The organism is Pseudomonas sp. MF6396 (genome assembly GCF_002018915.1).
Classification (GTDB): Bacteria; Pseudomonadota; Gammaproteobacteria; order Pseudomonadales; family Pseudomonadaceae; genus Aquipseudomonas; species Aquipseudomonas palmensis.
The window spans coordinates 1-14,010 of sequence record NZ_MVOK01000026.1; the positions used below are offsets into that span (position 1 = coordinate 1).

The following is a 14,010-nucleotide window of genomic DNA, read 5'->3' on the forward strand; positions in this document are numbered from 1 at the left end:
GAGAGAGGGGGAGGTGGAAGGTAGGAGGTGGGTAGAGTGAGAAAGAAAGGAGAGAAGAGAGAGAAAAAGGAGGGAATGAGAGGGGAGGGGAAGAGGAGAATAAGAGACAGGACCCCCGCCGCCCGCCTGTTCACCCTGCTGGCTTCCAGCACCCTGCTCGCCCTTGCCCTGCACACTCCGGCCGCCGTCGCCGCCGGCTTCGATTGCAGCAAGGCACGCACCCTCATTGAAAAGTCGGTGTGCGACACGCCAACGCTGTCGGCCAAGGACGACCAGCTCAACGCGCTGTACAAGCCACTGATGACCCGGCGCATCTATCGCGAACTGGAAACCCGTTGGGTAAACGAGGTGCGCGACCGCTGCCAGACCGCCACCTGCCTTGAGCGCGCCTACGACCTGCAGATCCGCAACCTGACCGCGCTGCCGCCACCGCCCGTGCCCGGCCTGCGCGACGCGGTGCCGCTGCCCCAGGGCAGCGCCTACCGTACCCTGCAGGACGAGCCGTGGCCGCGCTTTGCGCTGGCGGCTATCCCGGACATGTACCCCGATTCGCTGGCCCAGCTGATCGATGTGGGCATCAAGGACGGCGTGCTGTTCGCACTGCTCTACGTGGCAAATTCGTCCGACGGCCCCGGCTACAACCAGGACAACTGGTCGGTGCAGCCGTCTTCGGGCGTGCTGCTCGAATACGCCGACAACCGCCCCGGCCTGCATGTGATCGACCGCGACGTGCGCTTTGCCGGCTGGCGCATCAGCGAGCTGATGGACCAGGGTGAACGCTATGCCGGCATCCAGGACGGCGCGTTCTACTACCGCCAGCGCACCGAGGGCGAGCTGCAGCAGGCCATGGTCTACACCCTGGGCAGCCGCCAGCCGCCGCAGGCCACCACCACGGTGTTCCACGCCCAGTCGCGCACGCTGCGCTTTGCCAAGGCAAGGGTGCTGGGCAACATGAACGACGAGAACAGCGACCTGCGCCTGAACTACGAACACGCCCTGCCGCGCCCCGCCAGCGAAACCGTGCTCGACCCCGAGAGCGGCGGCTGGAGCCTGTCCAACCTGGCCTGGAGCGAGCGCCGCCAGGTGCTGTACTTCGAGAACAGCGGCGCCATGGCCTGCATCTGGCGGGTCGACCTGAGCGGCAAGGTGCTGTCCAAGATCGTGCCCGAACACACGGCCGGGCAACCGCTGGCGGTGGAGCTCGACGGCCGTGAGGCGATCGTGTACGTCGAGCACGACCAGTTGATGTTCGCCCTGTCGCCCGACCTGTAAGGACACCCCCATGCACACCGTGACCCGCCTGCTCACCCTGCCCGCCTTGCTGGCCCTGGCCCTGCACGCGCCGGTGGCCTCGGCCGCCGGTTTCGATTGCAGCAGGGCCAACACTATTCTGGAAACCGCGATTTGCAACACGCCCTCGCTGTCGGCCAAGGACGACCAGCTGAATGCGCTGTACACCCCGCTCAAGGCGCAGAAGATATTCCGCGAGCTGGAAACCGACTGGCTGAAGAACGTGCGTAACCAGTGCAAGACCCCCGAGTGCCTGGAGAGCGCCTACGACCGCCAGATCCGCCGGCTGACCGCCTTACCGGCACCGGCGCCGGTTGCCTCCGACAGCCTCGCACCTCTGCCCAAGGGCGAGGTGTACGCAAAGGTCGAGGACGCGCCGTGGCAGCGCTTTGCCTTGGCCCCGTTCATCGGCATGAGCGAGGACTCGGTGGCGCAACTGATCGATGTGACCGTCAAGGACGGCGTACTGCACGCGTTCGTGTACGTCTCCGGCGACCCTGACGGGCCCACCTACGTGCAGGACAAACACGTGATGCGGGCCACCTCCGGTACCCTGCTCGAATACGCCGACGATCACCCCGGCTGGTATGTGATCGCGCGCAACGTACGCTTTGCCGGCTGGTCCCACAGCGGCTTCAACGACCAGCGCGAGCGCTACGCCGGGGTGCAGGACGGCGCGTTCTACTACCGCCAGCGCAGCAACGGCGAGCTGGAGCAGTCGATGGTGTATGCCGTGGGCAGCCAGCAGCCGCCGCAACCGACCACCCAGGGCTATCACGCCGGCTCCAACACCGTGCGCTTTGCCAAGGCGCGTGTGCTCGAAGACCTCAACGTGGCCAACGACCAGTTGCGCCTGGCCTACGAAAGCGACGGCAACTCGCGCGGCTACGAGAGCGTGATGGCGCCCGACTCCAGTGGCTGGAGCCTGGTCAACCCGACCTGGAGCGAACACCGCCCGGTGCTGTACTTCGACAACAGTGGCGGCATGGCCTGCGTCTGGCGGGTCGACCTGGTGAACAAGGTGCTGTCCAAGGTCGTGCCCGAGCACGAGGCGGTGTCGGCCCGCCCGGTGGACATCAATGGCCGCGAAGCGCTGGTGTATGTGCAGGAGAACCAGCTGATGTTCGCCATCGCCCCGGATCAGTAACCCTGTGGCAACGCTCGGGCCCGCCAACGCCCGAGCAGCCGGCCTACGCTCACCAGCCAGTTGAGCAGCGCCACGCACAGCACGCTGAGCAGCAGCGCATGCGGGCCGCCCTGCACGATCAGGGTGCCGGCCAGCAGCGGGAAGCCGAACACGCCGATGAAGTACCCCAGGCTGAACAGCAGCAGTGCCTGCGGCGTGTAGCCGGTGGGCGCTTCGTTGGCCGCCAGGCCGTTGATCACCGAATAGTTGAGCCCGTAGCCCACCCCCAGCAACGCCGCCGCCAGCAGGTAGCTGAGGGCGTCCTGCACCCACCAGCCCAGTGCGATGACGGCCAGCACCATCAGCCCGGTCAGCAGGCACGAGGTGCGGTAGGCGTCATGCCGCACCACCCAGCCGGCGATCAGCAGCCGGCAGCCGATGGCGGCAAGCATGAAGCCGACGAAGAACAGCGAATAGTCCAGCCCGCGACTGGCCGCGTAGGTGGTCTGAAAGCTGCCCAGCCCGCCGAACACCGCGCCGCCCAGGCCCACCATCAGGATCGGCCAGCGCGCCGACGAGCGCAGCACCTGGATGCCGGCGTGGCGGCTGATGCGGGCGCTGGCTGCCTGTGCCGGGTGCTGGCGGGCCAGCCAGGCGAAGACCAGCATCCCCACAGCGGCGGCCAGGGCGGCGGTGTAGAACGCGGTTTCCAGTGGCAGGTGCAGCAGCGAGGCGAGCTTGCCGGCCAGCGGGCCGGAGCCGATGCCACTCATCATGCTGCCTGACAGCAGCGCGAAGCAGTGGGTGCGTCGGGCCGGCTCGACCAGCGCGGCAACCAGGATCGGGCCCAGGGTGTAGAACGCGCCCCAGCCCAGGCCCAGCAGCAGGCCGCACAGCCACAGGCTGAAGTCGACGCCAGGTACCAGGGCAAAGCCCAGGCAGGCGCCGATCAGGCACAGCGCCGACTGCGCGATGGCGCGGGCGGTGCCGAGCCAGTCGGCGAGATGGCCGCTGCCGAGCACGGCGATCACGGTGCTGAGCATGGCGATGGCGATGATGCTGCCGGCGTCCTGTTCATTGCCACCTCGGGAAGTGACCAGCAGCGAGAGCAGAAAGGTCGAGCCGTAGGACAGCGACAGCAGGTAGCCGGCCAGGCACAGCAGGCCGAAATGCGGGGTGGTCGTTTTTGTCATGGTGGGTCCGCCGATGGGTATGGCTGTTTTAGCATGGGGATTGGCGGTGGCAGTTGTGGATATACCGGAGTTGGGATCTGCAGCGGCTGGACAAACGCCTTCGCCGGCAACGCCGGCTCCTACAGGGTCAGCGCGGCCCTGTAGGAGCCGGCGTTGCCGGCGAAGAGGCCCGCCAGCCCACCCGCCCGATCAACATGAACACCGCCTGAAACCCCAGAATCAGCACCACGCACCCGGTCCAGCCCCACTGCTGCCACAGCACCGCCGGCAACAGCGCGCCGGCACTCCCGCCCAGGTAATAGCAGGTCAGGTAGCGCCCGATCGCCCCGGCCTTGTTCGCGCCGGCCGTGGTCGCAATGAAAGTGTTGGCCGCCGCCTGCGCCAGGAACACCCCCGTCGAGCTCAACGCCAGCCCCAGCACGATCACCCACAGCGTGGGCACAAGCGTCAGGCCGATGCCCACCGCGCCGACAACGCCCGCCACCATCAGCAGGTGCAACGGCGGGCGAGCCCTGGCCAGGCGACCGGCAATCGGCGTGACCACCAGCGCCAGCAGAAACACCGCATAGATCGACCCCAGCGCCGCCGCCCCCAGCCCGAACGGCGCCCGGCTCAGGTGCAGCCCCACATAGGTGAACGACGCCACCTGTGAAAACAGCACGCAGAACCCCACCGCGCACGCCGACCACAATGGCCAGCCAAACCGTGGTGGCGCACTGGCCCTGCGCGTGCTCGCCGGCATCGGTTCGAGCACCAGCAGCCAGCGAATCCCCAGCCCCATCAGCAGCACCACCAGCGCCAGCACCTCGAACGCTTCGCGCCAGCCCCAGTACTCGGTCACCCACGCCACCACGAAGCGCCCGGCAAAGCCGCCCAGGATGGTGCCGGTCACGTACAGGCTGGTGACCTCGGTCACGCTCGCGCCCTGCCACCGCTCACCAATCAGCGCCACGCTGCAGGCGAAGATCACCGGTATCAGCAAGCCCTGCACCGCCCGCCACAGCAGCAGCTCGGCAAAGCTGCCCACCGTGGCCATCAGCAGCACCGGGGTGGCCAGCAGCAACGCCGCCGCCACGATCAGCGTCACCGGCGACCAGCGCCGCGCCAGCCAGCCGACCCAGGGCGCAGTCAACGCCACCATCAGGGTGGTGATGGTCAGGCTCCAGCTCACCTGGCCAATGTCCACGGCAAACTGCCGGGCCAGTTGCGCGAGGATGCCCTGGGTGGCGTACAAGGGGAGGAACGCCGCGCAGCCGCACAACAACATCGCGACCCGCGCAGCCGAAGAAGGCGCCTGCATGGCAAAACTCGTTAAAGTGTGTGGCGCCCTTTATACGGCGCCCCACTCGCCCCGGGCCAATACCGATTTCGGACCGATCGATACCTCAAGGTGCACCATGCTCGACCTCCGCAAACTGCGCTATTTCCTGGCCGTGGCCCAGGCCCTGCATTTCGGCCGCGCCGCCCAGGCCCTGCACCTGGCCCAGCCCGCGCTGACCCGGCAGATCTCGGCGCTGGAAGCCCAGCTGGGGTTCAGCCTGTTCGAGCGCAGCAGCCGTAACGTCAGCCTCACCGTGCAGGGCCAGGCCTTCGTGCCCTATGCACGCAACGTGATCGAGCAACTGGCGCTGGCCGAAACCATGGCCGCCAGGCTCGCCAGCGGCATGGCCGGCCACCTGAGCCTGGGCTATGCCAGCTCCGTAGCCCTGAGCGACCGCTTTACCCAGGCCATCCAGCGCTTCGCCCAGGCCTTCCCCGAGGTGCAGTTGAACCTGATCGAACAGGCGTCGATGAACCAGTGGGCGCAGCTGCGCGACGGCACCCTGGACATCGGCCTGAGCCGCCTGCCGCCCCCCGCCGAGCACAACCTGCACACCGACACCCTGGAGCACGAACCCCTGCTGCTGGCGCTGCCGGTCAGCGACCCGCTCAGTGACCAGGCGCAGGTCAGCCTGGCGCAGTTGCAGCAGCGCCCGGTGATCCTCTACCCCGAGCAGCACGGCACCGGCCTCAACCTGGCCATCGAGACCCTGTTCGCCAACGCTGGCCTGGCGCTGCACCGCGGCCCCAGCGGCCAGCAGACCACCACCATCATCGCCCTGGTCGCCGCCGGCCAGGGCGTGGCGGTGGTGCCGGCCTGCACCAGCGCGCTGGAACGCAAGGGCGTGTGCTACCGCCCGCTGAGCGATGCCGATGCACACATCGCGCTGCATGCCATCAGCCGCCGGCACGGCCGTTCGCGGGCGGCCGAGGCGTTCCTGGCGATCATCAACCAGCCGGGCCCATGAGCCCCGGCGCCTGGCAAGCACGGCGCGGATAAAACTGTTTTACCGAAACCGCGGGTTTTCCGCCGCGGTGCTTTGCCTATCCTAGGCGCGACAAACATCATCAGCGGAAGATTCATGCGCCTCTCGTTTCCCAGCCGTTATGCCTGCCTGGCGGCGTGCCTCACGTTCAGCCTGGCCAGCCTGCCGTTTCTTGCCACTCACGCCTGGCTCTGGCCATTGACCCTGATCGGCACGCTGCTCTCGCTGGTGGGCCTGAACGACCTGCGCCAGCGCCAGCACGCAGTGCGGCGCAACTACCCGATCCTGGGCAACCTGCGCTACCTGATCGAGACCATCCGACCCGAGATCCGCCAGTACCTGCTCGAAGGCGACGACGACAAGCTGCCCTTCTCCCGCGCGCAGCGCTCGCTGGTGTACGCACGGGCCAAGAACGAAAGCGCCGAGAAAGCCTTCGGCACGCTCAATGACGTGTACCGCCCGGGCTTCGAGTTCATCAGCCATTCGATGCTGCCGGTCAACACCCCCGACCCGGCCTCGTTTCGCATCGCCATCGGCGGCCCGCAATGCCGCCAGCCTTACTCGGCGTCGATCTTCAACATTTCGGCCATGAGCTTCGGCGCCCTCAGCGCCAACGCCATCGGCGCGCTGAACAAGGGCGCCAGCCTCGGCCGTTTTGCCCACGACACCGGCGAGGGCAGCATCAGCCCCTACCACCGCGAACATGGCGGCGACCTGATCTGGGAAATCGGCAGCGGCTATTTCGGCTGCCGCGACGCCCACGGCCGCTTCAACCCGCAGCGCTTCGCCGAACAGGCCCGCGACCCGCAGGTGAAGATGATCGAGATCAAGCTCAGCCAGGGCGCCAAGCCCGGCCACGGCGGCATCCTGCCGGGGCACAAGGTGCGCGCCGAGATCGCCGCCACGCGCGGTGTGGCGCCCGGCGAAGACTGCATCTCGCCCGCCGCCCACAGCGCCTTCAGCACGCCGGTAGGGTTGCTCGAGTTCGTGGCGCAGTTGCGCGAGCTGTCCGGCGGCAAACCGGTGGGCTTCAAGTTCTGCCTGGGCCACCCCTGGGAGTTCATGGGCATCGCCAAGGCCATGCTGGCCACCCAGATCGTGCCCGACTTCATCGTGGTCGACGGCAAGGAAGGAGGCACCGGTGCTGCGCCACGCGAATTCAGCGACAACATCGGCGTGCCCATGCGCGAGGGCCTGATGTTCGTGCACAACACCCTGGTGGGCCTGAACCTGCGCCACAAGGTGCGCATCGGCGCCGCCGGCAAGATCGTCAGCGCGTTCGACATCGCCGGCGTGCTGGCCCTGGGCGCCGACTGGGTGAACTCGGCGCGCGGCTTCATGTTCGCCATCGGCTGCATCCAGTCGCAAAGCTGCCACACCAACCAGTGCCCCACCGGCGTGGCCACCCAGGACCCGTTGCGCCAGCGTGCACTGGTGGTGCCCGACAAGGCCGAACGGGTGTTCAGCTTTCATCGCAATACCCTGCATGCGCTGGCCGAGATGCTCGCGGCCGCCGGCCTCGAGCACCCAAGCGAACTCAAGCCCAAGCACCTGGTGCGCCGCGTCAGCGCCAGCGAGATCCGGCTGTTTTCGCAGTTGCACGTGTTCCTCAAGCCCGGCGAATTGCTCAGCGGCTCGATCGACAGCGAATTCTATGCACGGATGTGGCGGATGGCCCGCAGCGACAGCTTCGCGCCGCAATTGCAGGATGCGCCCGTGGCGCCGGCGAATGCGGTACGCCGAAAACAAACAACCCCGGCCTAGGCCGGGGTTGTTTGAAGGTCGAATCGATCAGAGGATGCTGATCGGGTACTCGACGAACACGCGGACTTCGTTGCCGTCTGCGGTGTAGTCGATAGCGTTGAGGTTGTTGGTGCCACGCAGGAACGAGCTACGCAGTTTGACGGACAGGTCCTTGGCAGGGCCTTCCTGAACCACGTACTTGAACTGGTTGAAGATTTCGCGCTCTTTGCCTTCGCCGAAGCCGTGGGTGTTGATGTTGTCACCCGCTACGTATGCAAAGTTGTAGGTCAGACCCGGTACGCCGAAGGCGCTGAAGTCCAGGCCGTAGCCGATCTGCCACGAACGCTCGTCTTCGGCGTTGAAGTCGGACCAGTAGGAGTTGGCCAGGAAGATGGTCGAACCACCGTCACCCACGCCGCGGCGGTTCTGGTACCAGCCGTACTGGTAGCCGGTGTCGCCGGTGTTGCGCTGGTGCGCCAGGGTGATCGAGTGCGGGCCAAAGGCGTAGGTGGCCGCCAGGCTCCAGATGGTGTTGCGGTCACCGGTCAAGCCTGCACGGTTGACGTACTTCTTGTCGATGTCCGACTTGTAGCCGTTGAAATCCAGGGTCAGCGACTGGTCGTCGGAGATGGCGTGGACGTAGTTCAGGCCCAGGTAGTGCTTCTTCAGTACGTCTTCGACGTCGGAGGTGTACAGCGCACCGGTGAAATTCTCGGTGAACTGGTACTTGCCGCCGAACACGTTGATCGACTTCAGACCACCGCTATCGCGACCTTCGGCGCTCTTGCGCGCTTCCTGGGTGTAGCGACCGGCGTTCAGTTCCAGGCCCTTGATCTCCTTGGAGGTGATCGATGTGCCAGTGAAGCTCTCTGGCAGCAGGCGGCCGTCGTCATAGTTCAGCACTGGCAGGGTCGGCATCTGGTCGCCGTATGCCAGTACGGTATTGGAGACGCGGAACTTGATCGCAGCACCGGCACGCGCCAGGTTGTGCGGGGAGTTGCTCGGTTCGGTATCGCTTGGCTTGAAGAAGTCGATACCGGCGCCGCCGTTACGACCCTTGCCGCCGTCCAGACGGATGGCGTACAGGCCGAAGGCATCGACGCCCACGCCCACGGTGCCCTGGGTGAAGCCCGACGAGAACTTGCCGATGAAGGCCTGGCCCCACTCGGACTGGTCACTGCTGCCATGCTTCTTGTCACGATTGATGAACGCGTTGCGCAGCAGAACGCTGGCCTTGCTGTCTTCCTGGAAACCGTTCGACGCGGCCTGGTCGTTGGCCATTGCCTGAGTCGCCGCCATAAGCCCCAGCGCGATCAGACTGATCCGTGTTTTCAACATGTTATTTTCCTTATTTCGGAGTGTTTTACGCTCTGCGACCAACGCCAGGAACCACGCCCCCTGCGTGGGTTGACGCTCACGGGTCTGCAAACAAAAAGCCCGCCTGCAACAAGGGTGCAGCGGGCCTTTTCTTGGGACTCTTGGCCGATGGGCCTACAGGCGTTGGGTCCGATCCTAGCCGTGCGTACAAGGCCATGTCAAAAATTCGTGAAAACGACAAGTCATATGGCCATTACGCCGTCTTCAGCGGCGCAGACAAGGCAACCCGCAATCGGTTGCGCCCGGGTGGAAATACCTGGATACGACCGCACCACAAAGGTGCGTAAATAGCGCTAACATTTGGGAATGCAAAGCATTACCATTCGCACCCTTTTCATCACCAAGTAGCTTTGCCGATGCGTGCCACGCCTGTCCCTTGCCGTCTTTCCCCTGTGTCTCTGGGGCTTTGCGCCCTGTTCAGCTCCAGCCTGGCGTGTGCTGCCAGCACCACGTTGCCCGAGCTGTCGGTAACCGCCGACAGCGACCGGGATGACCCCCGGGTCAAGGAAGTGACCACCGCCACCCGCACCTCCACCCCGGCGCGCTACGTGCCCCAGGCCATCGATTCGATCAAGACTGCCAGCGTGCACGACTACGGCACCCATGACCTGGGCAAGGCCCTGAGCGGCATCCCCAACGTCAGCAACAGCGCCGACACCCGCTTCGACAGCCTGCGCATCCGAGGCTTCGACGCCAGCAACGACTTCTACCTGGACGGCATCCGCGACGACAGCCAGTACGTGCGCGACCTGTACAACATCGAACGGATCGAGGTGCTCAAGGGGCCGGCGGCGGTGCTGTACGGCCGCGGCAGCCAGGGCGGTATCATCAACCGCGTGAGCAAGGCGCCCGAAGCCGGCCGACGCTCCAGCATCGAGGCCCAGGGCGGCAGCGACGACCTGCGCAGCCTGTATGCCGACCTCAGTGCCGACCCCAGCGACACCCTCAGCCTGCGCCTGAACATGGGCAACCGCGACAACAACAGCTTCCGCCACGGCATCGACGGCAGCCGCCAGCTGTTCGCGCCTTCGATGAGCTGGCAGCTCAGCCCGGACCTGAACTGGCTGGTGCAGTACGAATACAGCCGCTACAACCGCACGCCCGACCGCGGTATCCCCGGCGATCCGCGCACCGGTCGCCCGGTGGATGTCAGCCGCAGCACCACCTATGGCGACCCGCAGCGCGACTACATCGACGACACCGCGCAGTCGCTGCGCTCGCGCCTGAACTACCAGCTCAACGATGCCTGGCAACTGCGCCATACCCTGGGCCTGTTCCAGCTCGACAGCGACTTCGACAACACCTACCTCACCGGCTACAACGCCAGCACCGGCCTGGTCGGGCGCCAGCGCTGGCAGCAGGACCTGAACACGCGCAACCTGTTCAACACCGTGGAAATCGAAGGCAACGTGTCGACCTTCGGCCTGGAGCACACCCTGCTCACGGGGCTCGAACTGGGCGAGCAGCGCCGTCACTCGCTGCTGCGCAGCGGCAAGGGCGTGCCGGGCGTCGACCTGTTCAACCCGGACCGCGGCCAGCAACACAATGGCGTGCTGGCGGTGTCCAGCAACAACCATACAGACGTGCACAGCCGTGGCCTGTATGTGCAGGACCAGGTCCGCCTGAACGATCAGTGGCAACTGCTCGTGGGCCTGCGCCATGACCGGTTCGAGGTGGACACCACCAGCAAGGTCAGCGGCCTGAGCGAAAAGCAGCAGAGCAACAGCACCAGCCCGCGCCTGGGCGTGGTGTGGACGCCGCTCAGGGACCACGCTTTCTATGCCTCGTGGAGCAAGACCTTTTCGCCGGTGGGCGGCGGCCTGATCGGCATCACCCCGGGGGCGGCGGGCAACGCCAACGAAACCGGGCCTGAACATACCCGGCAGAAGGAGATCGGGGTCAAGAGCGAGTGGCTGGACGAGCGCCTGAGCACCACCCTGGCGGTGTACGAGCTGGAGCTGTACGACCGCCGCAGCCGCGACCCGGACAACGCCGACCGCTACATCCTCACCGGCCTGCAGCGCTCGCGCGGGGTCGAACTGACCGCCACCGGCAAGCTGGGAGGCAACTGGTATGTGCGCGGGGGCATCGGCCTGCAGGACGCCACCATCGTCGAGGACACCGAAGGCAATGCCGGCAACCGCATCAACGACGTGGCGCGGCGCAACGCCAGCCTGTTCGTCACCTGGAAACCGGAAATGGGCTGGTACGCCGAAACGGGTGTGACACTGGTGGGGCAGCGTTATGCCGATACCAGGAACACCATCGTGCTGCCGGGGTATGGCAGCTGGGACGCGCTGGTCGGCTGGCGCACGCAGGATTGGGATGTGCGCGCGGCGCTGAGCAACATTGCCGACAAGACCTACTACAGTTCGGCGACCAGTGCCGGGCAGATCCAGTTCGGTGATCCGCGCAGCCTGGTGGTGACGGGTACCTACAACTTCTAAGTGCTTCGCCGGCAAGGCCGGCTCCTACAGGGTGCAAGTGGCCTGTAGGAGCCGGCCTTGCCGGCGAAGGGCCCAACATGGCCTTTTGTGTTTCAGCGGTAGCACACCCCCAGCAGCGCATCGAGCTCTGCCTCGGTGATCAACCCCTGTGGATAACGTTCCACCAGTGCACGTCGTGGATCGGTCTTCCTGACCCGGAGGGTTCCATGGTGTTTCAACCACTGCGCCACTGCCTCAAGCGCCTCGAGGTTCACCACCGACGGGTGCGAAACCGGTTCACTTGTCGCATTCATTTCCACACGTACTCCCCAGAAGTGTGAGCGGCTACCTTAATCAAACTTTGTGACAGAACTGCGCCGTCGTACTTGCTTGAAATACAAGGCAAAACGAATACAAGAGGTGTGCCAGTTGCGTCGCCGGCCATCGCGCAGGCAAAAAAAAGCCCGTCGATGACGGGCTTGATTTGCCAGGCCGCTCTCAGCGCTTGGCAGGGGCGGGTTGCTGCTGGGTCAGGCAATGGATGTTGCCACCGCCCAGCAACAGCTCGCGGCCCGGCACCATGACCACTTCGTGATCGGGGAACAGACGCGCCAGGACCGCTCTGGCCTCGGCATCGGCGGGGTCGTCGAAGCTCGGCGCGATGATCCCGCCGTTGACGATCAGGAAGTTCACGTAGGAACCGGCCAGGCGTACCGACGGGTTGCGCTCCTGGCTGCCGGCCACCAGATCGACCCCGGCGCACTCCTCTTCGGTAGCGTACAACGGGCCCGGGATCGGCATCTTGTGCACCACGAATTCACGGCCCTTGGCATCGCGCTGGCTTTGCAGCACCGCCAGGGCGGCGCGGCAGCGTGCGTAGTTGGGGTCTTGCGAATCATCGGTCCAGGCCAGTAACACTTCGCCCGGGCGAACGTAACAACAGAAGTTGTCCACATGCCCGTCGGTTTCGTCGTTGTACAGGCCCTCGGGCAGCCACACGATGGTGTCCACCGCCAGTTGATCGCGCAGGATCGCCTCGATCTGCTCGCGATTCAGGTGCGGGTTGCGGTTGTGGTTGAGCAGACACTCCTCGGTGGTGATCAGGGTGCCTTCCCCATCCACGTGAATCGAGCCGCCTTCGAGCACGAAGCCCTCGGTGCGGTAACGCTGGCAGCGCTCCATTTCCAGCACCTTGGCCGCCACCTGTTCGTCGCGGTTCCACGGCGCGTACAGGCCGCCCTCGAAGCCGCCCCAGCTGTTGAAGCCCCAGTGCACGCCGCGCACTTCGCCGCTGTCGTTGATCACGAAGGTCGGGCCGGTGTCACGCACCCAGGCATCGTCGTTGCTGATTTCCACCACACGGATGTTGGGCATGTCCAGTTGCGCACTGGCGTTTTCGTACTGGCCGGCCGACACACCCACGGTGACCGGCTCGAAACCCGCGATGGCCTTGGCCACCGCCACGTGGGCGGCCTGGGCCGGCTTGCCGCCCAGGCGCCAGTTGTCCGGGCGCTCGGGCCACAGCATCCATACCTGGGTTTGCGGTGCCCACTCGGCAGGCATGTGGAAGCCGTCGGCGCGCGGGGTAGTGTTCAGGGTCTTCATGGTCAGGATTCCAGTGAACCGTCGAGGGTTTTGATCGCACCATACAGGTTCGGACGGCGGTCACGGAAGGTGCCCCAGGCGCTGCGCACGTGTTCCAGTTTGTCCAGGTCAAAGCTGTGCACCAGCACGCCCTCTTCGGTCTGGTCCAGTTCCTCGACCTTTTCGCCGAACTGGTTGGCGATGAACGACGAGCCGTAGAAGGTGATGGCGTAGCCGTCCTGTTCTTCGCGGCCGATGCGGTTGCTGGCCACCAGCGGCATCAGGTTGGCGCCGGCGTGCCCCTGCTGCACACGCTGCCAGTGCTCGCGGGAGAGGATATTGGCATCGTGCGGTTCGCTGCCGATGGCGGTGGGGTAGAACAAAATCTCCGCGCCCAGCAGCGCCATGCTGCGGGCGCACTCGGGGAACCACTGGTCCCAGCAGATGCCCACGCCGATCTTGGCGTAGCGGGTCTGCCACACCTTGAAGCCGGTGTCGCCGGGGTTGAAGTAGTACTTCTCGTGGTAGCCGGGGCCGTCGGGGATGTGGCTCTTGCGGTACACGCCCAGGTTGCTGCCGTCGGCGTCGATGATCGCGATGCTGTTGAAGCGGGCGCGGCCGGCCAGCTCGTAGTAGCTGATGGGCAGCACCACCTGCAGCTCCCTGGCGAGCGTCTGGAAGTGCGCGATGGCGGCGTTGGTTTCGGTGGGCGTAGCCAGTTGCAGGTAGTCGGCGTTGGGCTTCTGGCAGAAGTACGGGGTTTCGAACAGTTCCTGGATCAGGATGATCTGCGCGCCCTTGGCGGCGGCTTCGCGCACCAGTTTTTCGGCGGTGGCGAGATTTGCCTGGCGGTCCCAGGAACAAGCCATCTGGGTGGCGGCGACGGTGACGGTACGGCTCATGGGAACCTCCTTGGGAAGGTACAAGGGAAGACGATGAGCACTTTATAGCCGATAAATATCGGC

General features: G+C 65.7%; 11 protein-coding genes. 5 read left to right on the top strand and 6 right to left on the bottom strand.

Going from position 1 to position 14,010, the window contains the following annotated elements; genetic code table 11:
- Positions 1 to 75: 75 nt before the first annotated feature.
- Positions 76 to 1,272 carry a lysozyme inhibitor LprI family protein gene (locus MF6396_RS22110; RefSeq protein WP_153046107.1) on the top strand — a complete coding sequence of 399 codons (1,197 nt, stop codon included), beginning with the start codon at positions 76 to 78 and terminating at the stop codon, positions 1,270 to 1,272.
- 10 nt (positions 1,273 to 1,282) lie between these two features.
- On the top strand, positions 1,283 to 2,437 hold the full coding sequence (locus tag MF6396_RS22115; RefSeq protein WP_078481578.1) for a lysozyme inhibitor LprI family protein: 1,155 nt from the start codon (positions 1,283 to 1,285) through the stop codon (positions 2,435 to 2,437).
- Here the strand turns inward: MF6396_RS22115 and MF6396_RS22120 are convergent.
- Both MF6396_RS22120 and MF6396_RS22125 read right to left on the bottom strand, forming a co-directional pair.
- The gene (locus MF6396_RS22120) at positions 2,431 to 3,609 is read right to left on the bottom strand and encodes an MFS transporter (RefSeq protein WP_078481580.1); all 1,179 of its coding nucleotides are present in this window, start codon (positions 3,607 to 3,609) and stop codon (positions 2,431 to 2,433) included. The genes MF6396_RS22115 and MF6396_RS22120 overlap by 7 nt on opposite strands.
- A 127-nt stretch (positions 3,610 to 3,736) precedes the next feature.
- On the bottom strand, positions 3,737 to 4,909 hold the full coding sequence (locus tag MF6396_RS22125; protein WP_078481582.1) for an MFS transporter: 1,173 nt from the start codon (positions 4,907 to 4,909) through the stop codon (positions 3,737 to 3,739).
- A 97-nt stretch (positions 4,910 to 5,006) separates the two neighbouring features.
- Between MF6396_RS22125 and MF6396_RS22130 the strand changes: the two genes are divergently transcribed.
- Both MF6396_RS22130 and MF6396_RS22135 read left to right on the top strand, forming a co-directional pair.
- Entirely contained in the window at positions 5,007 to 5,897 is an 891-nt protein-coding gene (locus MF6396_RS22130; protein WP_078481583.1) for a LysR family transcriptional regulator, read from the top strand.
- 114 nt (positions 5,898 to 6,011) lie between these two features.
- Positions 6,012 to 7,679 (top strand): FMN-binding glutamate synthase family protein, encoded by a 1,668-nt coding sequence (locus MF6396_RS22135; protein ID WP_078481585.1) that lies wholly within the window; start codon positions 6,012 to 6,014, stop codon positions 7,677 to 7,679.
- 27 nt (positions 7,680 to 7,706) lie between these two features.
- On the opposite strand, the gene MF6396_RS22140 is transcribed toward MF6396_RS22135, so the two are convergent.
- Complete coding sequence (locus MF6396_RS22140) at positions 7,707 to 8,996, bottom strand: OprD family porin (RefSeq protein WP_043861662.1); 1,290 nt, start codon at positions 8,994 to 8,996, stop codon at positions 7,707 to 7,709.
- A gap of 395 nt (positions 8,997 to 9,391) precedes the next feature.
- On the opposite strand from MF6396_RS22140, the gene MF6396_RS22145 reads away from it, so the two are divergent.
- A complete protein-coding gene (locus tag MF6396_RS22145; protein ID WP_078481587.1) occupies positions 9,392 to 11,482 on the top strand; it encodes a TonB-dependent receptor in 2,091 nt (696 codons plus the stop codon).
- A gap of 92 nt (positions 11,483 to 11,574) precedes the next feature.
- Here MF6396_RS22145 and MF6396_RS22150 read toward each other — a convergent pair whose 3' ends face one another.
- The 3 genes from MF6396_RS22150 to aguB form a co-directional block, all read right to left on the bottom strand.
- Complete coding sequence (locus MF6396_RS22150; protein WP_078481589.1) at positions 11,575 to 11,775, bottom strand: hypothetical protein; 201 nt, start codon at positions 11,773 to 11,775, stop codon at positions 11,575 to 11,577.
- Positions 11,776 to 11,959: 184 nt separating this feature from the next.
- Positions 11,960 to 13,066 (bottom strand): agmatine deiminase, encoded by a 1,107-nt coding sequence (gene aguA / locus MF6396_RS22155; protein ID WP_078481590.1) that lies wholly within the window; start codon positions 13,064 to 13,066, stop codon positions 11,960 to 11,962.
- A 2-nt stretch (positions 13,067 to 13,068) separates the two neighbouring features.
- On the bottom strand, positions 13,069 to 13,947 hold the full coding sequence (aguB, locus tag MF6396_RS22160) for an N-carbamoylputrescine amidase (RefSeq protein ID WP_043861659.1): 879 nt from the start codon (positions 13,945 to 13,947) through the stop codon (positions 13,069 to 13,071).
- Between the last annotated feature and the right edge of the window lie 63 nt (positions 13,948 to 14,010).

Bases quoted from the DNA above. Each gene is read 5' to 3' on its own strand.
- MF6396_RS22150 (WP_078481589.1), bottom strand. From the start codon at position 11,775: ATGAATGCGACAAGTGAACCGGTTTCGCACCCGTCGGTGGTGAACCTC.
- MF6396_RS22120 (WP_078481580.1), bottom strand. From the start codon at position 3,609: ATGACAAAAACGACCACCCCGCATTTCGGCCTGCTGTGCCTGGCCGGC.
- aguA (WP_078481590.1), bottom strand. From the start codon at position 13,066: ATGAAGACCCTGAACACTACCCCGCGCGCCGACGGCTTCCACATGCCT.
- MF6396_RS22145 (WP_078481587.1), top strand. From the start codon at position 9,392: ATGCGTGCCACGCCTGTCCCTTGCCGTCTTTCCCCTGTGTCTCTGGGG.
- aguB (WP_043861659.1), bottom strand. From the start codon at position 13,947: ATGAGCCGTACCGTCACCGTCGCCGCCACCCAGATGGCTTGTTCCTGG.
- MF6396_RS22135 (WP_078481585.1), top strand. From the start codon at position 6,012: ATGCGCCTCTCGTTTCCCAGCCGTTATGCCTGCCTGGCGGCGTGCCTC.
- MF6396_RS22115 (WP_078481578.1), top strand. From the start codon at position 1,283: ATGCACACCGTGACCCGCCTGCTCACCCTGCCCGCCTTGCTGGCCCTG.
- MF6396_RS22140 (WP_043861662.1), bottom strand. From the start codon at position 8,996: ATGTTGAAAACACGGATCAGTCTGATCGCGCTGGGGCTTATGGCGGCG.
- MF6396_RS22110 (WP_153046107.1), top strand. From the start codon at position 76: ATGAGAGGGGAGGGGAAGAGGAGAATAAGAGACAGGACCCCCGCCGCC.
- MF6396_RS22130 (WP_078481583.1), top strand. From the start codon at position 5,007: ATGCTCGACCTCCGCAAACTGCGCTATTTCCTGGCCGTGGCCCAGGCC.
- MF6396_RS22125 (WP_078481582.1), bottom strand. From the start codon at position 4,909: ATGCAGGCGCCTTCTTCGGCTGCGCGGGTCGCGATGTTGTTGTGCGGC.